This window comes from Janthinobacterium agaricidamnosum NBRC 102515 = DSM 9628 (assembly GCF_000723165.1).
Taxonomy (GTDB): domain Bacteria; phylum Pseudomonadota; class Gammaproteobacteria; order Burkholderiales; family Burkholderiaceae_D; genus Janthinobacterium; species Janthinobacterium agaricidamnosum.
The window spans coordinates 2,175,588-2,199,638 of the sequence record NZ_HG322949.1; the positions used below are offsets into that span (position 1 = coordinate 2,175,588).

The 24,051-nt window shown below is 64.9% G+C and carries 22 protein-coding genes; 15 read left to right on the plus strand and 7 right to left on the minus strand.

What is annotated here, in order from left to right:
• Positions 1-71: 71 nt before the first annotated feature.
• Complete coding sequence (locus GJA_RS09290) at positions 72-731, minus strand: HD domain-containing protein (protein WP_038491304.1); 660 nt, start codon at positions 729-731, stop codon at positions 72-74.
• Between the two features lie 176 nt (positions 732-907).
• Between GJA_RS09290 and GJA_RS09295 the strand changes: the two genes are divergently transcribed.
• The 3 genes from GJA_RS09295 to GJA_RS09305 all read left to right on the plus strand — a co-directional run bounded on the left by GJA_RS09295 (position 908) and on the right by GJA_RS09305 (position 3,803).
• Positions 908-1,411 (plus strand): hypothetical protein, encoded by a 504-nt coding sequence (locus GJA_RS09295; protein WP_038491306.1) that lies wholly within the window; start codon positions 908-910, stop codon positions 1,409-1,411.
• A 181-nt stretch (positions 1,412-1,592) separates the two neighbouring features.
• A complete protein-coding gene (locus GJA_RS09300; protein ID WP_038491309.1) occupies positions 1,593-2,084 on the plus strand; it encodes a chemotaxis protein CheW in 492 nt (163 codons plus the stop codon).
• Positions 2,085-2,189: 105 nt separating this feature from the next.
• Positions 2,190-3,803, plus strand: a complete 1,614-nt coding sequence (locus GJA_RS09305) for a methyl-accepting chemotaxis protein (RefSeq protein WP_038491312.1) — start codon at positions 2,190-2,192, stop codon at positions 3,801-3,803.
• Here the strand turns inward: GJA_RS09305 and GJA_RS09310 are convergent, their stop codons facing one another.
• Together GJA_RS09310 and GJA_RS09315 are read right to left on the minus strand one after the other, a co-directional pair.
• The gene (locus tag GJA_RS09310; RefSeq protein ID WP_242404495.1) at positions 3,804-4,496 is read right to left on the minus strand and encodes a ribonuclease HI family protein; all 693 of its coding nucleotides are present in this window, start codon (positions 4,494-4,496) and stop codon (positions 3,804-3,806) included. It abuts the gene before it with no gap.
• A gap of 14 nt (positions 4,497-4,510) precedes the next feature.
• A complete protein-coding gene (locus GJA_RS09315; RefSeq protein ID WP_038491315.1) occupies positions 4,511-5,419 on the minus strand; it encodes a LysR family transcriptional regulator in 909 nt (302 codons plus the stop codon).
• A gap of 114 nt (positions 5,420-5,533) precedes the next feature.
• Here GJA_RS09315 and GJA_RS09320 point away from each other — a divergent pair, with 114 nt between their 5' ends.
• Positions 5,534-6,400, plus strand: coding sequence for an NmrA family NAD(P)-binding protein (locus GJA_RS09320; protein ID WP_038491318.1), 867 nt, complete (start codon positions 5,534-5,536; stop codon positions 6,398-6,400).
• Between the two features lie 14 nt (positions 6,401-6,414).
• Here GJA_RS09320 and GJA_RS09325 read toward each other — a convergent pair whose 3' ends face one another.
• The gene (locus GJA_RS09325) at positions 6,415-7,440 is read right to left on the minus strand and encodes a transporter (RefSeq protein ID WP_038491321.1); all 1,026 of its coding nucleotides are present in this window, start codon (positions 7,438-7,440) and stop codon (positions 6,415-6,417) included.
• A gap of 203 nt (positions 7,441-7,643) precedes the next feature.
• Here GJA_RS09325 and GJA_RS09330 point away from each other — a divergent pair, with 203 nt between their 5' ends.
• Positions 7,644-8,618 (plus strand): threo-3-hydroxy-L-aspartate ammonia-lyase, encoded by a 975-nt coding sequence (locus GJA_RS09330; protein ID WP_038491324.1) that lies wholly within the window; start codon positions 7,644-7,646, stop codon positions 8,616-8,618.
• Between the two features lie 45 nt (positions 8,619-8,663).
• Positions 8,664-9,056, plus strand: coding sequence for a RidA family protein (locus GJA_RS09335; protein WP_038491327.1), 393 nt, complete (start codon positions 8,664-8,666; stop codon positions 9,054-9,056).
• Positions 9,057-9,067: 11 nt separating this feature from the next.
• Here GJA_RS09335 and GJA_RS26605 read toward each other — a convergent pair whose 3' ends face one another.
• On the minus strand, positions 9,068-9,694 hold the full coding sequence (locus GJA_RS26605; protein ID WP_081905309.1) for a YXWGXW repeat-containing protein: 627 nt from the start codon (positions 9,692-9,694) through the stop codon (positions 9,068-9,070).
• A gap of 109 nt (positions 9,695-9,803) precedes the next feature.
• On the minus strand, positions 9,804-10,031 hold the full coding sequence (locus GJA_RS09350; protein ID WP_038491330.1) for a hypothetical protein: 228 nt from the start codon (positions 10,029-10,031) through the stop codon (positions 9,804-9,806).
• Between the two features lie 198 nt (positions 10,032-10,229).
• Between GJA_RS09350 and GJA_RS09355 the strand changes: the two genes are divergently transcribed.
• The 9 genes from GJA_RS09355 (at position 10,230) to GJA_RS09390 (ending at position 23,245) form a co-directional block, all read left to right on the plus strand.
• A complete protein-coding gene (locus GJA_RS09355) occupies positions 10,230-13,442 on the plus strand; it encodes a penicillin-binding transpeptidase domain-containing protein (RefSeq protein ID WP_038491333.1) in 3,213 nt (1,070 codons plus the stop codon).
• 77 nt (positions 13,443-13,519) lie between these two features.
• Entirely contained in the window at positions 13,520-14,803 is a 1,284-nt protein-coding gene (locus GJA_RS09360; protein ID WP_038491336.1) for a hypothetical protein, read from the plus strand.
• An 11-nt stretch (positions 14,804-14,814) separates the two neighbouring features.
• Positions 14,815-15,378, plus strand: a complete 564-nt coding sequence (locus GJA_RS09365; protein WP_339325655.1) for a hypothetical protein — start codon at positions 14,815-14,817, stop codon at positions 15,376-15,378.
• A 1-nt stretch (position 15,379) separates the two neighbouring features.
• Complete coding sequence (locus GJA_RS09370; RefSeq protein WP_038491342.1) at positions 15,380-16,486, plus strand: hypothetical protein; 1,107 nt, start codon at positions 15,380-15,382, stop codon at positions 16,484-16,486.
• Positions 16,483-17,568 carry a hypothetical protein gene (locus GJA_RS09375; RefSeq protein WP_038491345.1) on the plus strand — a complete coding sequence of 362 codons (1,086 nt, stop codon included), beginning with the start codon at positions 16,483-16,485 and terminating at the stop codon, positions 17,566-17,568. The genes GJA_RS09370 and GJA_RS09375 overlap by 4 nt, the downstream gene beginning before the upstream one ends.
• 131 nt (positions 17,569-17,699) lie before the next feature.
• A complete protein-coding gene (locus GJA_RS09380) occupies positions 17,700-20,006 on the plus strand; it encodes an SPFH domain-containing protein (protein ID WP_038491348.1) in 2,307 nt (768 codons plus the stop codon).
• A 22-nt stretch (positions 20,007-20,028) separates the two neighbouring features.
• Complete coding sequence (locus GJA_RS28220) at positions 20,029-21,384, plus strand: serine/threonine-protein kinase (RefSeq protein WP_242404496.1); 1,356 nt, start codon at positions 20,029-20,031, stop codon at positions 21,382-21,384.
• A gap of 191 nt (positions 21,385-21,575) precedes the next feature.
• On the plus strand, positions 21,576-22,307 hold the full coding sequence (locus GJA_RS28225) for a formylglycine-generating enzyme family protein (RefSeq protein ID WP_242404655.1): 732 nt from the start codon (positions 21,576-21,578) through the stop codon (positions 22,305-22,307).
• Between the two features lie 65 nt (positions 22,308-22,372).
• Positions 22,373-23,245 carry a pirin family protein gene (locus tag GJA_RS09390; protein ID WP_038491351.1) on the plus strand — a complete coding sequence of 291 codons (873 nt, stop codon included), beginning with the start codon at positions 22,373-22,375 and terminating at the stop codon, positions 23,243-23,245.
• 14 nt (positions 23,246-23,259) lie between these two features.
• Here the strand turns inward: GJA_RS09390 and GJA_RS09395 are convergent, their stop codons facing one another.
• On the minus strand, positions 23,260-23,829 hold the full coding sequence (locus GJA_RS09395) for a metal-dependent hydrolase (protein WP_038491353.1): 570 nt from the start codon (positions 23,827-23,829) through the stop codon (positions 23,260-23,262).
• Between the last annotated feature and the right edge of the window lie 222 nt (positions 23,830-24,051).

The following is a 24,051-nucleotide window of genomic DNA, read 5'->3' on the forward strand; positions in this document are numbered from 1 at the left end:
AGCCGTTGTATTATAAGCAGCAAATTGCTCGCGCGACAGCACCCGGACGGCAATTTTTCAGGCGCCGCGGTTCACGGCGTGGCGGGACTGACCGCCCACTCATTGATAAAGCTGTCGCGGAAACTGGTCAGCAAGCTCAGGCGTGCTTGGGCCAGCGCCTTGCCGGCCTCGGTCTGCATCTTGCCTGGCAGCTTGGCCAGCTTGTTTTCGATATGGTCGAGTGCATAGGCGCGGTCGTCCAGTTCGCGGTGCAGCGCCATCGGATCGGTGTCGTGCGCCAGGCTGCTGCCCATGCGGCCAGCCGTGTAAAACAGCCGCGCCAGGCCGACCGCGCCCAATGCATCGATACGGTCGGCGTCTTGCACGATCTTCGCTTCGATGGTGTCCGGCCGCAGCGCGGCGGAAAAGCTGTGCGTTTCGATGGCATGGCTGACGCCGGCCAGTTTTTCAGGCGGAAATCCTTGCTGCGCCAATTGGGTGCGCGCCAGCAGCGCAGCCTTGCGCGACGCCAAATGGCGTTCCGGGTGATTCTTCGGCAAGTTGACCAGGTCGTGCAAATAACTGGCGGCCATCACCACCAGTGCATCGGCTTCGCGGTGTTCGTCCAGCATGATCGCGGCGTTGCGCCAGACCCGGTGCAAATGGTTCAAATCGTGCGCGCCGTCTTCGTCCAGCGCGGCGCTGGCGAGCGCGGTCAGGCGCGGATGCCAGAGGGTTAATACTGTATTCATCGGAATTCCTGAAGCGGTCTTGAATGAGGGGCCGCGCAATTGTGACATAAAACCATCGCGCTTTGCCCCGATCGGCTGAAGAGTGCGGATAAGAATGTTATTTATTGGCTTGTCTTTTAATTGATTTTTTATCACAATATTAAATTGTTAATTTTGGCAAGTTTAAAAGGAATTTTATGCGTGTAATTTTGCTGCTGCTGGCGAGTCTTTTTGCCTGCGCTTCCGCTACCGCTGCGCTGGCCGACGAGGCGCCGCTGCGCTATAGCCTGAAACAGGATGAAGCGTGGACCGGTTCGAATATCCTGCGCAGCCGCGTGCGTAGTTCGATACCGCTTCAGCTGCCTTACCATCAATTGAGCGGGGCAGCGCAACAGGAATTGCGCGACAGTTATAAGGAATTGGCCGCGGAGGACGAGCCGCCTTATCCTGTCCGGGGGCAGGCGGCATTTTTCAAGGCGCTGGCCGATGCCAATGAGATATTGAGGGTAACGGGACTGTTGAGTCTTGCCGTCAAGGTCGATCAGCGGGGCGATGTCGTCGATGCCGCAATTTATAGCACACCCAGTCCTGATATGGGAACGTTTGCGGCAGCCGTCGCCATTCAACAAAAGTTCAAGCCGGCGTTATGCCAGGGAGTGCCTTGTACCATGGACTTTTTATTTGAAATCGACATGAAATAACGGACTGTCCGATGCGTATGAAAACCTCGAATCTTTGATTAAAGTTAAATAAAACAATTTATTTAATGAAAATTAATTTTGCATACGGTAATATTGTCGAATTGAAATTTAGCTGCTTTATTTTTAAGTCCAGCCCACGATGGAGTATGGCTGGTGCAGCGGTTTTTTATCAAGGATCGACATGAACAGCACCACCAGCGACGCCACTACCGTCGTTGCCAATCCCGCCGAATACCTCGCCTTCACGCTGGGCCAGGAAGAGTACGGTATCGACATTCAAAAAGTCAGTGAAATCCGCAGCTACGAAGCCCCGACCCGCATCGCCAATGCACCGCAATTCGTCATGGGCGTGGTCAATCTGCGCGGCATCATCGTGCCGATCGTCGACATGCGCATCAAGTTCAACCTCGGTACGCCGGTGTACGACCAGTTTACCGTGGTCATCATCTTGAATATCGGCAACCGCGTGGTCGGCATGGTGGTCGACCGGGTTTCCGACGTCACCACCTTGCTGCCGGAACAAATCAAGCCGGCGCCGGACATCGGCGGCGCACTCGACACCGATTATGTGATCGGCCTGGGCACGCTCGATGAGCGCATGCTGATCCTGGTCGATATCGATTTGCTGATGTCGGGCGCGGAAATGAGCCTGATCGAGCGCATCGCCGCATAAACCCCGATTCACCACTTTCCCTTTTCCTGGCGCATGGCCGACATGCGCCAGGGGTGACGGCGCTCGCCCGTTTCCTGTCATCAGTGATCATCTGAAGGATATGCAATGAGTTTTCTAAGAAACATCAGTATCGGCCTGCGCCTGGGCGTCGGCTTTGCGGTCATCCTGGCGCTGTCGATGTTGATCACCGGCATCAGTGTGTGGCGTTTGCATGATGTGGCGGCGGCGACCCATGCGATGATGGAACAGCCGTTGGCCAAGGAGCGCCATATTTCCGACTGGCTGACCAAGATTGAAAGCGGGGTGCGCCGCACCACGGTGATCGTGCGCAGTTCCGACACCGCGCTGGCCGCCATTTTTGCCGACGACGCCAGGCAGTCGAGCGTGATTTCCGGCGAATTGCAGAAGAAGATAGAAGCCTTGATCAGCGGTCCGGAAGAAATGGAAATGTTCCGCCTGATCGGCTTGCAGCGCCAGGTCTACCTGGATGCGCGCGCGCTGGTGAGCAAGTTGAAAAGCGAGGGGCGCAAGGAAGAGGCCGATCACGCGTTCAGCACCGTGTTCGAGCCGGGCGCGGCCAAGTTCCAGCGCGTGATCCAGGATTTGCTGGACCGGCAGCGCAAGAGCATCGACAACACCGCGCACGATATCGACAGCGTCGCCGTCACCAGCCGCAATTTGCTGCTGGGACTGGCTGTGCTGGTGCTGGGCTTCGGTGTCGTCAGCGGCTGGCTGTTGACCGTCGGCATCGTCAGGCCCCTGCGTACCGCGGTCGACGTGGCGCGCCGGGTGGCCGCCGGCGACTTGACCGCCGATATCGATGCCAGCGCCAAGGATGAGACCGGGCAATTGCTGCTGGCCTTGAAAGACATGAATGCCAGCTTGCTGAATATCGTCAGCGAAGTACGCAGCGGCACTGAAAATATCGCCACTTCGTCGAGCCAGATCGCCGCCGGCAACCAGGATTTGTCGAGCCGTACCGAGCAGCAGGCCGGCTCGCTGGAAGAGACCGCCTCGTCGATGGAACAGTTGACGACGACCGTCAAACATAACGCCGACCATGCGCGCCAGGCCAATCAGTTGGCGGCGTCGGCCGCGCAAGTGGCGCTGAAGGGGGGCACGGTGGTGGCGCAAGTGGTCGGCACCATGGATACGATCAACAGTTCGTCGAACAAGATTGTCGAGATCATTTCGGTGATCGACGGCATTGCTTTCCAGACCAATATCCTGGCCTTGAATGCGGCGGTCGAAGCGGCCCGGGCAGGCGAGCAGGGCCGTGGTTTCGCGGTGGTGGCGTCGGAAGTGCGCAACCTGGCGCAGCGTTCGGCATCGGCCGCCAAGGAAATCAAGACCTTGATTGGCGATTCCGTCGAGCAAGTCAAGCAGGGTAGCCAACTGGTGTCGCAAGCGGGCGCGACCATGCACGATATCGTTGCCAGCGTGCAGCGGGTCAGCGATATCATCACCGAGATCACCGCCGCCGGCCATGAGCAAAGCGCCGGCATCGATGAAATCTACCAGGCGATCGGCCAGATGGACAAGGTGACGCAGCAAAACGCGGCGCTGGTGGAACAATCGGCGGCGGCCGCCGAAGCGATGCAGCAGCAGGCGCAAAGCCTGGCGCAGGTGGTCAGCGTGTTCAAGCTGAACCAGCATGCCGGAACCGGCCTCAGCGCGCTGCCCGCGCCGCGCCGGGTATTACGTATCGCGCATGGTTAATCATGGCTCAGCGTCGCGCCACAAGGCGGCCGCCTGTTGCGACAAGCGGTCCGCCGCCCCATTCTTGTGGCGCGGTATCCAGTGCAGTGTGACCTTGCCGAGTTGGGCCATCAGGCTGGCCACCCGCTGGCGCTGGCTGGCCAAGCCTGTCGCGCCGTTTCCCGTGGCTTGTTGCAGGTCCTTGTGGACATCATCAATGACGACCTGGCTGTCGCCATACACCACCAGCTGGCCAGCCTTGGCGGCCAGTGCCGCTTCCAGCAAGGCGATCAGCGCGCCATATTCCGCTTCGCCGCTATTGCCGTAGCCCAAACGCCGGCTGATTGCGACGGACTGGCCATCCGGCCCCGTCAACAGCGCGCCGATGCCGATCCTGCCCGGATTCGGATGGGCGGAACCGTCGAACCAGCCGCGCCACGCGCCCGCCGGCACTGGCGGGCCGGCCTGCTTCAAGGCCAGCTTGTCGGCCCTGGCTTGCATCTTGACACGCCGCCGCTCGCTGTCCAGTTGCCGTAATTGCCGGCGTTCGGCCAGCAGGGCGGCCAGGCCGCGCGTTCCGGCAACGTTTTCCAGCGTGCGCCTGAGCGCATCGGTCTCGCTGAGCGCGGTCCTGGCCGCAAGCTTGCGCGCGGCCACGCGTTCGCCATGGTAGGCGGCGATGGTCAAATCATCCAGCTCATTCATATCGGGCATAGGCGCGGCAGTCCTTATTCTTTTAGCGTCAGGATAAAATCCATGAAGGCGCGCACCTTGGCTGGCGGCAAATGGCGCGACGGATACAGCGCGTACAGCGGAAACAGTTCGTCGCGCCATTCCGGGAACAGGCTGACCAGCGCGCCCGAGCGCAATAGCGGCTGCAAGCCCAGGTCCATCATTTGCGCAATGCCGTGGCCGGCGATGCAAATCGCGTGCAGCGTGCCCGCTTCGTTCAGCGTCAGTTGCGCCTTCGGCTCGACCAGCAACACTTCCTTGCCACGATGAAATTCCCACGGGAATACCTTGGCGCTGTGCGGATCGCGGAAATGCACGCACATGTGCTTGCCGTTTTCCAGTTCCGAGGGATGGCGCGGCAAGCCGTGGCGCGCGATATAGCCGGGCGCGGCCACCGTCAAAATCGGGATATCGAACAGCTTGCGTATCACCAGCGATAATTGTTGCGGCTGGCCAAAGCGCACCGCCAGGTCGAAGCCATCGGCCACCAGGTCGCCCAACTGGTCGCGGGTGACGATTTCCAGTTCCAGCTCCGGGTGTTCGGCGAGGAATTCGCCGAGCCGCGGCGCCAGCAGCAGCCGTGAAAAAAACGGGTCGCAGTGCACGCGCAGCTTGCCGCGCACCTGGGTCGCCGTGCCGGACGCCATCGCCGCCGCTTCTTCTATGCTGCCGAGCAGGGGCGCGACGCTTTCGTAAAAGCGCCGGCCCTCGTCGGTCAGCGTCACCGAGCGGGTGGTGCGGTGAAATACCCGGATGCCCAGGCGCGCTTCCAGCCTGGCCACGGCGCGGCTGACACCCGATTGCGTCATTTCCAGCAACTCCGCCGCGCGCACGAAACTGCCGCTATCGACCACCGCCGCCAACACGCCCAAACCCGCCGCCAAACGGCCATCAAAACCAGTCATTCATGATCCTGAGTCATTTTGTATGTGACACTGATGATATCGCATTATGAGTCACAGCGCTTGATAATGACTTCCATCGCAGCGCAGGCTGTTCATTTATTAAAGGGAGTCATCATGTTTGTTGTTGCCGGAATTACAGGACAAGTCGGCGGTTTTGTCGCGCAAACCTTGCTCGACGCCGGCTTGCCGGTGCGCGCCGTGGTGCGCGACGCGGCCAAGGGTAAAGTATGGCAAGCACGCGGTTGCCAGGTGGTCATCGCCGATGTCGGCGACGAGGCGGCGCTGACCAGGGCCTTCAGCGGCGCCGACGCGGTGTTCATCATGCTGCCATCCAACTTTGCTCCGGCCGAAGGTTTTCCGGAAGTGCGTACCATCGCGGCGACCCTGTCTGGCGCGTTGAAAGCGGCCAATCCGGGCAAGGTGGTGTGCCTGTCGACGGTCGGCGCGCAAGCGACCCAGCCGAACTTGCTGAACCAGCTGCAGATCGCCGAACAAGTGCTGGGCGCCTTGCCGATGCCGGTGGCGTTCGTGCGCGCCGCCTGGTTCATGGAAAATTCCGCCTGGGATATCGAGCCCGCCAGGCTGGCCGGCTTGATCCCCAGCTATTTGCAACCGCTGGACAAGCCGGTGCCGATGGTGTCGGTGGCCGATGTCGGCCGGGTCGGCGCGCAAGTGTTGCAGCAGGAGTGGCGCGGCGTCAAGGTGGTCGAGCTGGAAGGGCCGCGGCGTTATACGCCGAACGATATCGCTACTGCGTTTTCCCGCATCCTCGGCAAATATGTCAGCATGTTCGCAGTGCCGAAGAATACCTGGGCCGAAGTGTTCATCGAGCAAGGCAGCACCCGCCCGGAACCGCGCATCCAGATGCTGAACGGTTTTAACGAAGGCTGGATCGAGTTCGAAGGCGGGCAGGGCGCTTCGCTGAAAGGCACGGTCACGCTGGAACAGGCGCTGGCCCGGCTGGTGGCCAACGCCGGCTAGGCATAATGCGGTGCTCAGTTGTTTCGTTGCACCCTGACCACCAGCCAGCCGGCCACCACCGTGAAAGTGATGATCACGCCGACGATGATCCAGAAACCGTGCGGGTGCTGGGCCAGCGGGATGCCGCCGACATTCATGCCCAGCATGCCGGCGATGATGTTGATCGGCAACGCCAGCACGGTGACGATGGTCAGCACGAACAGGCTGCGGTTGTTTTCTTCGTTGACGCGGGCGGCAATTTCTTCTTGCAGTAACTTGATGCGTTCCTGCAGAGAAGACATGTCGCTCAGCACTACCGAGAATTCCTCGGTGGATTGGCGCAATTCCTGGGTGTCCAGTTCGGCCATCCACTGCGGCGGCCGTTGCAGCAGGCGGAACAGTGCCGCCGGTTCCGGCGCCAGCAGCCGTTGCAGCCGCACCAGCACGCGCCGCAAGGTGCCCAGGTCTTCGCGCTTGTGCACCAGCCGTCCGGCCAGCAGCTTGTCTTCGATATCGTCGACCCTGGCCACCGCATCGCGCACGATATTGACCAGCACGTCGGCCTGGTCGCGCAGCAAATGGATCAGCAATTCGACCGACGAGCGGATCGGGTCGTGATGCTTGATGATGGCCTGGCGCAGCCGCTCGATCGATTGCAATGGCGAGCGGCGCGCGCTGATGACGATGTTTTGCGCGACGCTGAGCCACAAGGTCGAAATGTCGGACGCTTCAAACGAAAAATTGTGCAGCACATCGTTGACCACCGCGATCAGCGTGTTTTCGGCCAGTTCGATGCGGGTCGAGCGCGAGCCCTGGTGCAGCGTTTCATAAAATTCATCGGCCAGGCTGACGTGGCTGCGCAGCCATTTTTCGCTGGCGGCGTGCGACAGGTTGAAGTGCAGCCAGATGAATTCCCGGCCGTCGCCGCGTCCGGCGTTTTCCAGCAGCCAGGCGCGCGCGCCGTTGGAATCGAGTGCGACCGGCTGCGCTTCGCGGCCGAATAAAAATCCCCATACCAGTCCGGATGTGTCCGATCCATAGGTAAAGCCGGCTGTTTCCATTGTCATCCCAGAAGCGGTCAAGTGGTCGTCAAGAAGCGTGCCGGGATTGTATTACAAATTATTGCGGATCAACGTGGCCGGGCGGCTTTTATGTTGCAAAGCAGCAGAGCCCGATTTGCGCAACATAGTATTGCAACCAGCGTACTGCAAACAGTTCTACACTTGCTCTATAGTAAGCTAATCGCGCAACCATGGAGATCCAGATGAGCACCACCCATACCCAAAGCGTCCTCAGCTATAGCGACGTGCAGCAGGCCGCCGAACGCATCAAGGGCGTGGCCCGCCGCACGCCGGTGTTGACGTCCAGCACCGCCAATGCGATCGCCGGCGCCGAATTGTTTTTCAAGTGCGAAAACCTGCAGCGCGTCGGCGCTTTCAAGTTTCGCGGCGCCTACAACGCGCTGGTCCGTTTTTCGCCCGAGCAGCGGCGTAACGGCGTGCTGGCTTTTTCGTCAGGCAACCACGCGCAAGGCGTCGCGCTGGCGGCCCGTTTGCTCGGCATCCCTGCCGTGATCGTCATGCCGGAAGACGCACCGGCCCTGAAAGTGACCGCCACCAAGGGCTATGGCGCCGAAGTGGTGACATATGACCGCTATACCGAAGACCGCGAGGCAATCGGCCGGCGCCTGGCCCAGGAACGCAATATGACCTTGATACCGCCATACGACCATCCGGACGTGATTTGCGGGCAGGGCACGGCGGCGCTGGAATTGTTCGAGGAAGTCGGCCAGCTCGACGTGCTGCTGGTATGCCTGGGCGGCGGCGGTTTGCTGTCCGGCTCGGCGCTCGCGGCCAGCGGCATGAGCCCCGATTGCCAGGTGATCGGCGTCGAACCGGAATTGGGCAATGACGGGCAGCAATCGTTGCGCAAGGGCGAAGTGGTGCACATCGCGGTGCCGGATACGATTGCCGATGGCGCCAAGACCACCCATATCGGCGACCATAACTTTGCCGTGATCCAGCGCCACGTGGACGATATCATCACGGTCAGCGACGCCCAGCTGGTGGCAACCATGAAGTTTTTCGCCGAACGGATGAAGATCGTCGTCGAGCCGACCGGCTGCCTGGCCGCGGCCGCCGCGCTGCAGCAAGTGTATCCGGTGCAGGGCAAGCGGGTCGGCGTGATCATCAGCGGCGGCAACGTCGATCTGGCGTCGTTTGCCCGGTTTATCGCCTGAACCGGGATCTATTCGCGCTGCCTATATCGTTAGAGGAAATCATTCATGCAGATTATCGATACATCCGCCTTGCCGGCGCCGGCCGGCCATTATTCGCGGGTCGTGGCGCAAAGCGGATTTGTGTATTTATCCGGCGTGCTGCCATCGGCGGCCGGCACCGATCCGGTCAAACATGATTTCCGCCAGCAGGCGCAAGCCGTGCTGCGCCAATGCGAGCAAGTCTTGGCCGCCGCCGGCTGCACCTATGCGGACGTGGTGCAAGCTACCGCCTACATCGTCGGCAGTGAAAATTGGGGCGTGTTCAATGAAGTGTATGCCGGTTTTCTCGGCCCGCACAAACCGGCCCGCACCGTGGTGCCGGTGGCCGAGCTGCATTACGGCTACCTGGTGGAGGTGCAACTGGTCGCCTTTAATCCGCGCCTGGCCGGCGCGGATTAAAGGCGAGATCATTAACGGCGCGGCCAGTCATGATGGCCGTGCTCACGATCCTGGCCGCGCGGCGCCCAGCGGCCCTGTTCCATATACCAGCGGCCGCCGCGCTGGCTCCACACCGGCGGGCTGTAGAAATAACCGGGACGCTCGACGATCCACACGCCCGGGTTCCAGTCGTAGCGGCGGCCGCGCCATTCCCAGTGGCCGGGCGCCCAGAAATAACCGGGGCGCAGCTCCGGCGTCGGCTCGAAGCGCGGCGGCGGCGGGGCGATCACGATGTCATCGTAGCCGACCGTCTCGATCACGGCCGGGGCCCAGCCGCCGCGTACCAGCCGCCAGCCATGATCGGCGCGCACCCATTCGCTGCGGCGGTACTGGTTGCCGCTGCGTTCCCGTAGCCACTGGCCGCTGTTCCACACATGGCGCTGGCCATCCCAGTTCCAGTAGCCCGGCGCCCATACATAACCGCGGCGCGGTTGCGGCACGCTTTCGTAGCGTGGCGGCGGCGGAGCATTGTTGACGACGATGTTGACATCGACCTGGGCCATCGCCTGCGACGGCAGGAAGGCTGCCGCGCTGATGGCGATCATGGCCGCTGCCGCCGCATAAAGGGTACGTTTGACCGGTTTGTTCAGCTGTTGCATCGTCTGCTCCATTTCGTTGTTGCGTGAAATGGACTATAGCGAGATGTTGCTGTCTTGCGTGAAATTGACGCAACTTCTTACATCTGACACATTCTTTGTAGTAGTGGCCTTAAAACCGGTCGGCATTGCTGGCCAACAGGGTTTGCTGGCGCTCTTGCGCCAGCGACTGGGCTTTTTGCTGCGGCGTCAGGCGTTTTGCGCTGATCGTCACGACCGGGATATTGTCAGCCGCCGCCAGCGTTTTTTGCTGCGCCTGGGTGATGCTGACATAGCTGAACGAGCAAGCCAGCGCGACCGCGACGGTGAAGATGATTTCCATGTTTTGCAGGGCTTTCATGATCATTCCTTTCAGTGAGCGGGTTGGTATGTGGCTACTGTAGCCATCTGCCTCGCCAGCTTCCAGGGGATTGCGACAGGGCGCATTTTTGGCGGGATGGCCTGCAAAAAAACGGCGCCGGAATGACAGTGGCCGCAGCCGTTTTTCGGGCTCCCCCGGCATGGCCGCAACGTGGGTTTATCGGCCGATGAGGGAGTCATGCGCTTGATCCGTACTGCTTTGCATAACCTGGCCAGGTACCGGCGCGCCTGGCGCCGGTTCGGCAATTTGCGCGCCGGCGCGCCACGTATTGCGCGCGCGCCCGTGGGTTTACATTTTCCCGCCACGCCGATGTCCTGGCTGGCCGCCGCGGCGCTCGCCGGCGGCGTGGCCGGTGCAGTACTGATCGCCGGCCACGCGCGCCACCTGGAAGCCGCCGCCGCGACCTTGCCCGGCGATGCGCGCGCCGCGATCGTCTACCAGCCGGTGCTGCCCGGCGCCACTTTCGACGTGCCGGAGCGGCCGGGCCTGAGCCTGGACCTCCGGCAGGGCGGCGCTTTGCTGGTCGCGTCCGGCATGCGCTTTCAACAAGCCGTGCGGGTCGACCTGTGCAGCCAGTTGCTCGATCCGGCCAGGCCGCGCCTGTCGCCGCTGCGCCTCGGTTACCGTTACGACGACGTGCAGCGCTGGGTGGCCCGCAGCCAGGCGTCATCGGCGCCGCTGGCCTTGCGCAATGTGCTGCTGGTGGCTGGCGAGCGCCAGGCGGCTATGCCGGAAATACAGATCGGCGGCATGGCGCTGGCCGACTTCAGCCAGCCGCTGCAACTGGATTGGCGCAGCACGCAAGGCAATGCGCGCTGGGTCAGCGATGCCAGCCTGGGCCAGATCGTCGATGCGCCGCGCGCGCAAGTGGCGCTGCGCCAGCAAGGCTGGCTGCTGTGGGGCGATGCATCCCGTCAGTCAGCGCTGCGGATCACGCGGCGCGGCAGCGCGGCCTGTCCGCAAGCGGGCGAATTGCTGCTGCAAATGGTGCATGCGCCGCAAGATAATGAGGCCGTAAAACCGGCCAGGGCGCTGGTGCAGGCGTTTCCGGCGCAAGGCCAGCCGGTCGCCGGTTACCTGGCGGCCGGTTCTTACCAGGTGCCGGCCGCGCCGCGCAACAGCCTCGAAGACCAGGCCCTGTTCAACGATTTGCAGGCGCATGGCTTGCTGCGCTGGTCGGCCGGCGGCGGCATCGACCTGGTGCCGCGCGACCTGGCGCTGTGGCGCGCGGCGCCGGCGGCGGCGCGCGCGGCCGACCTGGGCGTATGGGATGGCGTACCGCTCGACCAGGCGACCTTGAAATTGATCAAGCGCCTGTACCAGCAGGCGGACGGCGCGTATGTGCGCCAGCAGATCGATATTTTTAATGACGAACTGCGCCTGCTGGCCTGGCGGTTCAAATCCGGTTCTACGGCGCCATGGTCGGCCAGCCGCCATGGCGCGCTGGCGACGCCGATACCGGCCATGCCGGTGGCCGCGTCGCGCCTGTTCGCCGACTTGCCGCAGGGCTGGGCGCCGTGGCAGCGGGTGGCCGGCTGGCCGCAGGGGAAATTGCGGCTGGCGCTGGCCGAGCCGGCCGGCGGCGCCGAACAATTCGAGCTGATGCTGATCGGCCGTCCGCTGGCGGTCAGCGGGGCGCGCCTGCACGCCATGCCGGCCTGCGGCGGGCGCGCCTGTCCGGCGCCCGATAGCGCGCAAATCCTGACCTTGACGGCGCTGCCGGGGGCGCGCGCCATCGAGCTCGATATCGCAGCGCTCGATGCCAGCACGCTGCGCGGCCAGAAAGACCAGTCATACCGCCACTTGCGGGTGGCGGGCGGCAAGCTGGCCTGGCAAGCGCTGGATAATAACGGCGCGCCGAACGCCCGGCCGCGCGCGCCGTCGCCGGTCTTGCTGCAAGACCGGACCGGGACGCTGCTGTGGGCCGACGGCTTGCCGACCCGTGCCGCGTCCGACGCCGGACTGGGGCCGCTGCTGGGACTGGGCAGCGATCACGGCAACAGCGTGGCCGGCATGCTGGGCCGTTTGCCGCTGCCGTCGACCGGCCGGCTGAGCCTCGACTTGCCGCTGCAGACGCTGAGCCAGCGGGTGCTCGATTGCATCGGCCTGCGCCGCGGCCGCTGGGATGGCAAGCAATGCAGCGGAGGCCAGGGCGTGCCGGACGGACGCCGCGCCGGGCTGGTGTTCCTCGACGCCGAGAACGGCGACATCCTGGCGGCGGCCGGCGCCGGCGGCGCCCCGGTCAGCGCCGCCAACTGGCGCGAAGTGCGCGATTTCGACCAGGCCAACCCGGCCCGCAGCCCGTTGCGCCTGCCGGCCTTGCAGCACGATGGCGGCGCCCATCAAAGTCCCGGCTCGACCTTTAAAATCATCAGCGCGCTGGGACTGGAAACGGCGGCCAGAACCGATAGCCGCATCGATGCGCTGCTGGGCGGCCTGCCGCTGGCGGCGATCAACGGCATGGCGCGCCAGCGCGGTTTCGGCTTCCAGACCGATGCGGCGACGTATCCTTATATGCCGGCCAATGGCAAGCTGGCCCACATCACCAATTACCGCGAACAAAGCCTGGACCGGCGCGCCCAGGACGGCCGGCTGGGGCTGGCCCAGGCGCTGACGTACAGCTTGAACACCTGGTTCGCCTGGACCGCCGAATTGAGCGACCGCAGCCTGTTCGGCCGGCCCGACGGCGGCGCGCCGGACTTGCAGGCGCTCGACCCGGAAGCGCTGGACGCATTGCGGCCGATCGCCGCCGCCGCCCACACGCTCGGGTTTGAACAGCCTGTGCGGCTCGACGGCGGCTTGCTGCCGGCCGATTTCGCGTGGGCCGGCTGGGATGCATTGCAGGCCACGCCGTCGCATATCGACACCATCCACACGCGCCACGAATTGCGCCAGATGGCGATCGGCTTGCGCATGCAAACCACGCCGCTGCAAATGGCGCTGGCCTCGGCCGCGATCGGCCAGGGCAGGATCGTCGCGCCGCGCCTGCTGCTGGCGCTCGACGGCCGCGACAGCAAAGTGCCCGAGCCGCGGCCGCTGGACGTGCGGCTGGACCGCATCCGGGCCGGCATGAAGGGCGTGGTCGAAACCGGCACCGGCGCCGGCGCGTTCGGCGGCGCGCTGCTGGCGCCATTGCGCCGTGGGCTGTACGGCAAGACCGGCACCGCGCCGAGCAGCGTCACGCTGCCGGACGGCGCCAAGCGCGAGGTCAACACGGTCTGGTTCACCGGCTGGCTGGAGCCGGGCAGCATGCCGGGCCAGGCGCACCGGATCGCGGTGGCGGCCTTTGTCAGCCACTCCGACGGCAGCGGGGGGCAACATGCGGCGCCGGTGGTGGCCGCCGTATTGTCCAGCTTGTTGACTCAGAGTAATGAAAAGAGGGGGAAATAGGCCGGTAACCCGCGCTATGAATCTGCTGCCGATATGGCATGATTCCGAGATCATTGTATCGTCAGGAATAACATCGTATGCGCTTGCCAGGAACCCGGTATCAAGAACATGGCTGGGAACAGGTGCGCAAGCTGCTGGGAGCCTGCTCGCTGCAGGTCTTACGCAGCCGGGATGGCGGCCTGGCGCTGGATCAGGCAGGAGGGGATGGCACATTGGATGGCGGATTGGACTGGTACATCGATGCGGTGTGCGCCGCCTTGCGCGGCAGCGCCGGCCGCGGCCGCTCCGAGGCGCCCGGCAACAGCTATGGCGAAAGCGTGGCCGAACTGGCGCTGGCGCTGGTCTGCGAATTGCGGGCCCAGCCGTCGTACTGGGACGCTTTTGTGACCGCGCTGGGGCGCGACGACGCGCTGGCCGGCGGCACCGAAGGCATCATCCGCAAAAAGGTCAACGACATGTTTTCAAGCTTGCGCGACAAGGTCGACGCCGACAATTACCAGGCCACGTTGGGCCGCGCCTGCTCGCCGAACAAGATGTACACCTATCGCATGCTCGACACGGCCTACCATGAAATCGCGGCGCTGTTCGCCGGCTGGCGCCAGCATCAATCCCAGGTGGCGGCGATCCTGGGACGCGCACTGGACGGGATTCCGATCGAAGTGCGGCAAATGAAGTCGATTTCCGGCTGCAAGGCCGAATGGCTGATACGCTGGAGCGCCACGCTGGAACGGTACGGCGGCGCGCCGGGGCCGCTGCACACGCGCTCCAAGCGTTTCGCCAGCCTGAAGAACAGCCCGGATAAAATCGCCGCGATGATGGCCGAAATCGGCGCTTATGAAGAATTGTCGGCCAACCTGGACAGCGCCGAAGACTGGGCCGGCGACGCCGGCGAAGCGGGGCTGTGGCTGGAAGACTATTGGCGCGTGATGCATGCGCCGGAAGCGGACGCCGGGCAGTCGGACCAGGTCCTGGCGGCCGCCGACGATGAGTTTGACGGCGCCGCCGACGCCGACGGCGAAGCGGCGGCGCCGGACGCGCTGTCGGCGGAAGAAACCGCGCGCGATGAAGCGGCGGCCGGCGGCGTTTCGCTGCCCCTCCGCTATATCGCATTGGCCGGCGCGGCGCAGCAGCAGGGCAGTTGGGCGCTGCGCATATTGAAGGAAGAAACGCTGGCGATCCGGCTGGCGGTCTATCATACGCTGCTCGGCAGCGTGGACGACAGCTACCCGGACGAGTGGCGCGACCCGGCCACCGGGGAATTGCCGACCTTGCAACAATTGGCGGGACTGGACGGCATTTCGATGCCGACCTTGCGCAAACGGCGCAACCAGGCGATTGCCCGCTTGCGCGCCGCGACATGAAGGAGAACGATGTGAACCGAGCACTGGACGACAAGTTGCGCGAGCGCCTGCTGCTGGCCCGCGCCGCCGCCGGCGACCGGCTGATGCTGGCCGATGGCACCATGCTGGCGGCATTGGACGGCAGCCGCGTGCTGACGCCGGCCGAACGCGCAGTGCTGGCCGCGTCGCCGCTGACGTTGCGCCGCTTCCGGGCCCTGTCGCTGCAAAGACGCCAGGCGGCCCGGCCGCCTGCATGGAGCGGCAGCCAGGGCTGGCTGCGCGCCGCCGCCGGCGCCGCGCCGCTGGTCGAACTGGTCAGCGACGACGCATGCTGGCGTTTGCATTTCTTGGCGCGCGGCGATCAGCCGGGCCACGGCTGGTCGCTGGTCTTGAAGCTGGCCGCCGGCGCGCCGTTCGCGTCCGACCTGATGCGTGCAGCGCCGCTGTTGCGGGTGCTCGACGGCGCCGGCGCCGTGCTGTTGCAGGGCCGCCTAGACAGCGACGGCGAGTGCGAACAGGACTGGCCTTGTCCGCTGGCGCCGGCGCCGCATCTGCAACTGCACGGCGCGCGGTTCAGCGTCATGCCGGCGGCCTGACATGGACTTGTTCAAATGGCCGGCGCGCCGCCGCGGCAAGCTGAATGCCGGCGCCGGCGCGGCGCTGGGAAGCAGCCTGGTCGCGCTGCGCCTGGAACCCGGCGATCCGGCGCCGGCCGGCAGCCTGGTCGTCATTTTCGATGACGGCGGCCGCGCGCGCCGCAGCGCCGCGGCCCGCATCAGGCGCGGCGCCGATGACACCGTCTATTGCTACCATCCCGGCCCGTACTGCATCGACCTGACGCCATTCGCGGCGGCGCCGGAAACCGGCTTGCGCCTGCATTTTGCGATCGATGCGTCCGACCCGCGCGTCACGCAGCAGCGTTTCGACCTGTATCTGTACTGCGAAGCGGCGCGGCAACTGGCTTTGCCTGACTTCGGCGCGGCGCTGCAGGCGGCGCTGCAACTGGAACTGGCGCAGGGCAACCTGGAACTGCCGCCGTGTACCTCGCTCGATGAATGGCATGCCTTCCGCGCCGGCCTGAACCAGCTGTTCTATACCCGCTTCGGCATTACCGTCGACGATTGCCTGCCGGTCGACCTGGGCCAGCAAGTCGATTTTACGCGCTTGCTGGCATTGCGGGTCCAGGCCGCCGCCGCGCCGGCGCCGGCGCTTGCGCCTTTGGCGGGCTTGTCGCCAGCCGTCGCTGCGGCTGCCGTCCAGCCCGAACCGGGCGACGCCAGGTCGCTGCGCCGGCTGTTCCTGGAATTGCCGGCCGCCTGCTGCACCTTGCGCCAGGTGCCGCTGCCGGTCGGCCAGGAACTGTTCCAGGCGCAGCGCCGGCTATTGCAGCGGCTCGACCTGATTTATGCCGGCATCGGCAGCATGCCGTCGCTGGCCTGGGCCGCGCCCGACCAGCCGCTGGATGCGCGCCAGCGGGCGCGCCGCAGCCATGAAAGCGCGGCCGCGGTGCGCGCGCTGGATGAAGCCTGGGCCTTGCTGGCGCGTTTCCAGCTGGCCGCGATCGCCCAATTGCCGGGCTTGTTCGACGATGCCGACCGCATCCTGTCGAACCTGGAACACCACCTGGCGCAACGGCGCCTGGCGTTCGCGCCTTTGGAAACTGAACTTGACGATGAGCGCGATGAACGCCGGGAGCCGAGATGAGCAAGCTGAACATTACCTTGCCGTCCAGCGCGCAATGCCGCTGCCTGTTGCCGGACGGCCGGCTGCTGACCGTCACGGCCACCCGTCGCCCGCGCGCCGGCCGGGCCGACGTCAAGTGCGTGGCGGCCGGCGCGCCGGCCTTGTGCGAGCGGATGCAGGAAGTGGTGCGGCTGGCGCGCCATACCGAGTCGCGTTTCGATAGCCGCGACCAGGTCGTGCTGAGTGTCGATGCGCTGCCGCGCGACGATCAGCGCGACTGGGAACTGGCGGCCGTGCTGGCCGACCGCATGGTGCGCGGCGAATACCGGGCGGCCCGGCCGCTGGTGTATGCACAAGGCTGGTCGGACGCCTGGCACCTGGGGCAAGTCAGCGGCGCGCCGGATGCGGCAAGCACGGCGTTGCGCGCGCGGCTGTCGCAGGACGGCGTTTTTTTTGCGGTGCTGGGCGGCGACAGCGGGCCGGCGCCGGCCGGCGATTATCTGTGCCTGTCGCACCTGGGCGGCTTGAGCGGCCATGCCGATCCGTCGGCCGGCGTATCCAGCGCGCGCGCCTGGTTCCCGCTGCATAGCGGCGGTGTCAACGACAGCCTCGGCTGGGTCGAAGTCAGCGTCCATCCGCTAGAGGCGGCCGCGGCCGACGAAGAGGACACCATCGCCGTGCCGGGACTGGATGCCAGCGGCCAGCTGGCGGTGCGTCAGGCGCTGGCCGGCGCGCGCCATTTCGACGGACGCGGACTGGGCCGCTGGCGCAGCGTGGTGCGTTTCGGACCAGGCCGCTTCCAGGGCAATTCCTACGAACTGGCGCTGGTGATGGCCGACCGGCTGGCGCGTGGCCGCGATTTCGTGCCGCGCGGCCGGCTGATCGCCAGCGGCTGTTCCAGCGCCTGGCATGCGGGCCGGGTCGACAGCGTCGAAGGGCGCGCCCCGAAACGGCAATTGATCTTGAACCAGGCGGTGGCCGGCGACCGGGTGCTGCTGCCGAAAGCGTGGCTGGAAGAGGGCGCCGAAGCGGCCGCGTTTGGCGCGGCGTTGAAGGAGAAAGGCGCGTCGGTGGGGTGGATCACGCATATCGGACTCATCTAATGCCGGGGATGCGCCGGGGGGGGCGGTGAAAATGCCGTTAGTATGTCTTGCGCGCAATTCTGTTGCGCCCCTGCTAAAATCGGATGAAAGACGGCGCGCCCGGACAAAAATATTATCATCAGGAGTGTGACATGTTCCAAATGTTTGGTTTTGGCGGCGCTAAATGCCCGCGTTGCGAACACAAGATGGGCGACGCCTCGGGTTATTGCGCCGCCTGCGGCCTGACTTTGGGCGCGCCCCGCAATGAGCCGGTGCTGCGCGATAACCGCTGGATACCCGCCGACGACGAGCTGGCGGTGTTTTTCGGCGTGCGCCAGCTGTCGGGCATCTTCACCAAGACCTTGCGCGTGCCGGCCACCACCCGCGCCTACATCCTGCAAACCGACAAGGTCACCGAAGTGCCGCAGGGCGAATATGAAATCGAGGGATTTTTCACGCGCCTGAACCACTTGCTGCGCAACGGCCATGCCGAAATCCTGATCACGCGCACCGGCGCGCTGCCGGTCGAGTTCGATTTCTCCAGCCTGGCCACCAGCGAACACTTGCAAGTGTCGGCCACGTTTACCGTCAGCGTACAGATCGACAATGTCAGCGCCTTCGCGCGTTATTTCATGACCACGCCCGGCACCGTGACGAGCGGCCACCTGCACGATTTGCTGGCGCCGTCGGTGCGCCAGATCGCCGCCGAATTCATCGGCAGCCGGGCGATCCGCGACATGGCGGCCAATAGCGAGCTGCGCCCGCAACTGGATGAACGCCTGCAGGCGGCGCTGAAACAGCGCCTGGCCCAGTTCGGGCTGGCCGTGTCGCAGGTCGACACGCTGCGCCTGCGCCACGATAAATTCGACGCCAACCGCGAACGCATCGGCACGCTGTGGCTGGTGGCCGACGAAGGCCAGGTGCAGCTGGAGCACACCAAACAGCTCGACCAGTTGTATGACGAGCGCGAATGGCAAGCCATCTGGCGCGAAGAGCAGAATGCGCGGCTGGGCTACCGGCGCGCCGAATTGCGCCAGGACGCCGGCATCGACAAGGCCGAACTGGCGCAGCAGGAAGCCGAGCGGGTGCAGGCGATCCGGGCGCGCCAGGTCGACCTGTACGGCCGCATCCTCGAATCGAAGTCGCGCAAGCAGGCGCTCGACCGCGGCGCCGGCGACACGCTGGCCGCGCTGGAACATGAAATGGCGAAACAGGGCGCGCAGCGGGCCGATGAGGCCGCCGAATGGGAGCATGTGCGGGCGCTGGCCGGCATCAAGATGCATACCGAGCTGGAACTGTCGCAGCAAACCGGGCGCGAACAGATGCAGCTGGCGCAGCAGCGTTTTACGCACCAGGTGCATTTGCAATCGATCAGCCAGCAAATCGAACGCGCGCTGGCGATCGAGGACGAGGCCAACCGGCGCGCCCAGTTTACCCGGCTGCGCCAGTCGCAAGCGGAGGCGGCGCAGCGCGAAGCGCAAATGGAAGCGGAACACCACCAGGCGCTGTGGCAAGGCGTCACGCTGGCCAACGCGGCGCGCAAGCGCGAGGCCGAGCGGGTCCAGGAATGGCAAGACCAGCAGCAATTGATGCACCAGCGCGAGGCGTTGCGGGCCGAAGCCGTCAAGGAGGGCGCGGCGCAGATCCAGTCGGCCGAGGTCAGCGAAAAGATCGCCGGGATGCGCCGCGCCGGCGGCCAGGCCGAAGCGATCGCCCAGTATGAAAAGCTGTTGCGCACCATCGAGGCGGACGGCATCCAGGCCCGCCAGCTGCAGCAAAACGCGCACCAGGCGCAGCTGGACCAACTGGCCATCGACGAACAGCGCCACAAGCTGAAACAGCAAGAGCAGGAAGCGCAGTGGCAGCGCGAATTGCAAGGCATCGCGTCAGCCCGCGAGCAGGATTATGCGCGCTGGAAGGGCGAGTACGAGACGCTGGTGGCGCAGCAGGCGCACAGCGCCGAACTGGCGCGCATCGCGATCGAACGCATCGGCGTCATCGGCGGCTTGAGCGACACCGCCAAGGTGGCGCTGGCCGACGCGCCGAATGCGCAGGCGCTGGTCGAGGTATTGAAGACCCAGGCCCATGCCGGCATGAGCGCGCAGCAAATCCAGGCGCTGGCGGCGCTGGCCGCGGCCGAGCACAGCATCGCGCCGGCCGACGCGATCCGCATGGCGCATGAACGGGTGCTGGAAGAGCGCGCCCACATGGAGGCGCAGGCCGACAAGGACCGGCGCCACCAGCTCGATTTGCTGAACCTGCAAAACGACGTCAACAAGCATGCGCTGTCGGCCCAGGCGCAACTGGCGGCGGGCGTGGCCCAGGCCGGCGGCGTGCATCACCATCATGGCGCGCCGGCGCCGGCGGCCGTGCAACAGTGCGGCAACGGCCATCCGCTGCGGGCCGGCCATGAAAACGATCGCTTCTGCGCCGTCTGCGGCGTGCCGCTGCACCCTTGAAGAAAGCGCCAGACTAGCTTAGATGATGCAAACAGCAAGAGACAAGATCCGCGAACTGCGCGCCCTGCATGACGATGGGCTGCTCAGCGAGCAGGAATTCGACAGCCGCAAGAACGCCATCCTCGACGCCGAGTACGCGCCGCCGGGCGGCTCGCCGGTGCCGCCCGCGGCGCAGGTCCCGCCGCGCCAGGGCACCGAGCTGGGCTTCATGGCGGGCCAGGAAATCGGCCCGCAAAACCGCCGCTACCGGCTCGAGCGGCTGATCGCGATGGGCGGCATGGGACAGGTGTGGCAAGCGACCGACCTGGCCACCCACGCCGAATTGGGCAGCAGCGAAATGGTGGCGCTGAAAATCCTGCCGCCGCAGCTGACGTCGAGCGCGACCCACGCCAAGCTGCTGATCGAGGAAGCCACCCAGGCCCGCAAGCTGGCGCATGAAAACATCGTCCGCGTCTATGAATGGGCGCAGGATCCGGCCACGGCCAGCTATTTCATCATCATGGAATGCCTGGAAGGCGAAGACCTCGACAGCTACCTGTCCAGGCAAGGGCCGCTGGCCCTGGAAAAGGTGCTGCAATTGCTGCATCCGGTGGCCGATGCGCTGTCGTATGCGTGGGAAAAGCACAAGCTGGTGCACCGCGACATCAAGCCCGGCAATGTCTTCCTGACCCGCCACGGCGAAATCAAGCTGCTCGATTACGGCATCGCTTCGCGGGTGCGCAACGCCGGCAGCAGCCTGGGGCTGCAAACGCCGAACGCCGGCACCGAAGGCTACCGCGCGCCGGAAGCCGGCACCCATCAGCGCCAGCCCAGCCCGAGGCTGGACGTGTACGCGGTGGCGGTGATGATTTACCAGATGCTGGAAGGGCGCATGCCGTTCGATGCAAGCCGCGGCGCCGGGCATTTGCCGTCGGCGCCGATGGGCTTGAACGCGGCCCAGTGGCAAGTGCTGCAAAACGGGTTTTCGATGACGCCGGAATTGCGCCAGCAATCGGTGCAGGCGCTGCTGGAAAGCCTGGAGCGCGCGGCCGGCCCGTCCGAGGCGGAGCTGGTCGAACAGGCGCGGCTGGCGCGCCAGCAGGAAGAGCACATCCGCAAGGAAGCGGCGCTGGAAGCGGAAAAAACCGCTTGCTGGAACAAAAGCGCCTGGAAGAACAGGTATTGCGCCGCAAGGCCGAGGTGCAGGCGGCGGCGCTGGAAAAACAGCGCCTGGACAGCGTGCGCAAGGAACAGGAAGCCAGGCGCCAGCTGGAAGCCGAAGAGGCGCGCAAGCAGCGCAAGGAAACCTTGCGCCAGCAATTGCGCGCGCGGCGCGAAGCCGACGCCGCCAGCGCGCTGCAAGCGCACCAGGAATTGCAGCGCAAGGCCTTGCAAGTGAAGGCCGAGGCGGCGTACCGCGCCGAGCAGGAACGGGCGCGCAAGGAGCAGGCCGACCGCGCGGCGGCCGAAGCGGCGCAGGCCGCCGATGGCGGCCCGGTGGCCGACGCCAACGGCGTGCTGCAAGATCCGTTTATCGACCAGAGCGGCGCCGGACCGGAACTGGTGCTGATCCCCAGCGGCCGTTTCCAGATGGGTTCGCCGGAAGCCGAACGCAAGATCGCGATGGACGCCGGTTCGCAAAAGACCTGGCTGGACCGCGAAACGCCGCAGCACTGGGTCGGCATCGAGTATGCGTTTGCGCTGGGCCGGCACCCGGTCAGCGTCGGCCAGTGGCGCGCGTTCGCGCGCGACACCCACTGGGTCTCGTATTCCGACGTCGACTGGGATCGCCCGGGTTTCGCGCAAACCGACGAGCATCCGGTGGTCGGCATCAGCTGGAACGACGCGCAACTGTACCTGCGCTGGCTGAGCGGAAAAACCGGCCAGCTGTACCGCTTGCCGAGCGAAGCCGAATGGGAATACGCGTGCCGCGCCGGCACCCGCGGCGCCTTCAGTTTCGGCGACACCATCAGCACCGAGCAGGCCAATTACGACGGCAACTACACCTACAACGGCGGCCCGCGCGGCATCTACCGCGACGGCACCACCAAGGCCGGCGAATTCCCGCCGAATCCGTGGGGGTTGTTCGACATGCACGGCAACGTCTGGGAATGGGTGCAGGACGTGGTGCACGATAACTACGAAGGCGCGCCGGCCGACGGCAGCGCGTGGGAAGAGGGCGGCGACCCGAGCCGGCGCATGCTGCGCGGCGGTTCCTGGCTGTACAACCCGCGCTACCTGCGCTCGGCGCTGCGCAATGGGTTTTCTGCCGTGCTGAGCAACGACATTGTCGGTTTCCGCGTGGTACGCAAGCTGGAGTAGCGTCTCTACGCTATTGCCGCAAACAGTGTACATTGACGTTTTCCACTTTTGTCACAGGGAGCGTCATGGCCATCATCAAGGGACATGAAAAAGACCTCGGCGGCGGCTTCAAGGTGCGCCGCTTCTTGCCGGCGGCCGTCAAGCAGGCGGTCGGGCCATTCATTTTCTTCGACCATTTCGGCCCGATCGACGTGGCGCCCGGCGCCAATCACGATGTGCGGCCGCATCCGCATATCGGGCTGGCCACGGTGACCTATCTGTTCGAAGGGGCAATCGATCACCGCGACAGCATCGGTTCGTTCCAGCGCATCGAGCCGGGCGCGATCAACTGGATGACGGCGGGGCGCGGCATCGTCCATTCCGAACGCACGCCGCCCGACCTGGCCGATGCGCCGCACCGCAGCCACGGCTTGCAGTTATGGGCCGCCTTGCCGCTCCAGCATGAAGAGGACGCGCCGAGTTTTACCCATACGCCGCAAGCCGCACTTCCGCTGGTCGAGATCGATGGCGGCAAGGGCAGCGTCAGGGTCTTGATCGGCAGCGCCTTCGGCCGCACGTCGCCGGTCGCTACCTACATGGAAACGCTGTACCTGGACATCAAATTGGCCGCCGGCCAGTCGCTGGCGCTGGCCGGCTTGCCGGCCGAGGCGGCGCTCTATCCGATCAGCGGCGCGCTCGAAATCGACGGCGTTCCGCTGCAATTGCATACCATGGCCTTGCTCGACAGCGGCAGCACGCCGCTGGTGCAGGCGTCGGGCGACGCGCAATTCGTCGTGATCGGCGGCGCCGCGCTGGACGGGCACCGCTACATCTTCTGGAACTTCGTTTCATCGAGCAAGGAGCGCATCGCCCGCGCCGCCGACGACTGGAGCGCGCAAGCGATGGGACAGGTGCCGGGCGAAACCGAGTTCATCGCGCTGCCCAGGCCGCCGCGTTAACGCGCGCGAGGAGATCAGCTTTTTTTAAAGAACTGCATGATTTCCTTGCGCGGGATCGCCGACCAGACCGGCAGCGTCTTGACGAAGGCAATCGTCTTCAAGGCGTGGATATTGCGGAAGAAGACATGGTCGGCGACGATGCCGGCGCTGAGCCAGGACGCGGTGACGACGATGATGTCGTAGCGTCCGCTCTTCCACCATTTCAGCGAATGGCGCCGCACGATCCACGGCACGCCGAGCGGATTGGGCCAGTCTGCCAGCAAATGCATGATGCCGCCGGCGGCGAAGCCGAACGCCAGCGGTGCCCAGAAGTGCAGCCGCAGCATCATGTAGGAATACACCAGCAGCGCGATCCACGCGATGCCCCAGTGGGTCCAGGTGCGGTGCGTGATCCACAGCTTGTGGCCGCGCGACCACCATGCGACTTCCAGCCAGTCCGGCGCGGTTCCGCCGAGCACGCCCATGGCGAAGGAGAGGAAACTCAGGAGATGAAACGGGCCGCCCGCGTCCGCCTGCTCCACCAGGGTAGCGGCGATCACGCCGGCAGCCCATCCGGTCGCATGATGCGCTTTGTTGGAAGCCATAGGAAAGCATGGAATGCCAACTTGGCACCCTTGAAATATTGAGTGAAAATAACTGGATGAATATACAGTATTTTACGACTTGCCGGGGAAGTATCGAGAGCGATTAGCCCAATATTGTGCAAGTCTCTTTTGGGCACCTCGAAAAACCTGCTGCGCAGCCCAGTTCCGGGCCTGCGTTGCCCGCTGACTCGGCGTCCCCGTACCTCCGTACAGCTACGCTAC

Bases quoted from the DNA above. Each gene is read 5' to 3' on its own strand.
- GJA_RS09300 (WP_038491309.1), top strand. From the start codon at position 1,593: ATGAACAGCACCACCAGCGACGCCACTACCGTCGTTGCCAATCCCGCC.
- GJA_RS09360 (WP_038491336.1), top strand. From the start codon at position 13,520: ATGCGCTTGCCAGGAACCCGGTATCAAGAACATGGCTGGGAACAGGTG.
- GJA_RS09375 (WP_038491345.1), top strand. From the start codon at position 16,483: ATGAGCAAGCTGAACATTACCTTGCCGTCCAGCGCGCAATGCCGCTGC.
- GJA_RS26605 (WP_081905309.1), bottom strand. From the start codon at position 9,694: ATGCAACAGCTGAACAAACCGGTCAAACGTACCCTTTATGCGGCGGCA.
- GJA_RS09295 (WP_038491306.1), top strand. From the start codon at position 908: ATGCGTGTAATTTTGCTGCTGCTGGCGAGTCTTTTTGCCTGCGCTTCC.
- GJA_RS09390 (WP_038491351.1), top strand. From the start codon at position 22,373: ATGGCCATCATCAAGGGACATGAAAAAGACCTCGGCGGCGGCTTCAAG.
- GJA_RS28220 (WP_242404496.1), top strand. From the start codon at position 20,029: ATGATGCAAACAGCAAGAGACAAGATCCGCGAACTGCGCGCCCTGCAT.
- GJA_RS09370 (WP_038491342.1), top strand. From the start codon at position 15,380: ATGGACTTGTTCAAATGGCCGGCGCGCCGCCGCGGCAAGCTGAATGCC.
- GJA_RS28225 (WP_242404655.1), top strand. From the start codon at position 21,576: ATGGGTTCGCCGGAAGCCGAACGCAAGATCGCGATGGACGCCGGTTCG.
- GJA_RS09305 (WP_038491312.1), top strand. From the start codon at position 2,190: ATGAGTTTTCTAAGAAACATCAGTATCGGCCTGCGCCTGGGCGTCGGC.
- GJA_RS09310 (WP_242404495.1), bottom strand. From the start codon at position 4,496: ATGCCCGATATGAATGAGCTGGATGATTTGACCATCGCCGCCTACCAT.
- GJA_RS09395 (WP_038491353.1), bottom strand. From the start codon at position 23,829: ATGGCTTCCAACAAAGCGCATCATGCGACCGGATGGGCTGCCGGCGTG.
- GJA_RS09380 (WP_038491348.1), top strand. From the start codon at position 17,700: ATGTTCCAAATGTTTGGTTTTGGCGGCGCTAAATGCCCGCGTTGCGAA.
- GJA_RS09315 (WP_038491315.1), bottom strand. From the start codon at position 5,419: ATGACTGGTTTTGATGGCCGTTTGGCGGCGGGTTTGGGCGTGTTGGCG.
- GJA_RS09355 (WP_038491333.1), top strand. From the start codon at position 10,230: ATGCGCTTGATCCGTACTGCTTTGCATAACCTGGCCAGGTACCGGCGC.
- GJA_RS09350 (WP_038491330.1), bottom strand. From the start codon at position 10,031: ATGAAAGCCCTGCAAAACATGGAAATCATCTTCACCGTCGCGGTCGCG.
- GJA_RS09335 (WP_038491327.1), top strand. From the start codon at position 8,664: ATGCAGATTATCGATACATCCGCCTTGCCGGCGCCGGCCGGCCATTAT.
- GJA_RS09290 (WP_038491304.1), bottom strand. From the start codon at position 731: ATGAATACAGTATTAACCCTCTGGCATCCGCGCCTGACCGCGCTCGCC.
- GJA_RS09320 (WP_038491318.1), top strand. From the start codon at position 5,534: ATGTTTGTTGTTGCCGGAATTACAGGACAAGTCGGCGGTTTTGTCGCG.
- GJA_RS09330 (WP_038491324.1), top strand. From the start codon at position 7,644: ATGAGCACCACCCATACCCAAAGCGTCCTCAGCTATAGCGACGTGCAG.
- GJA_RS09325 (WP_038491321.1), bottom strand. From the start codon at position 7,440: ATGGAAACAGCCGGCTTTACCTATGGATCGGACACATCCGGACTGGTA.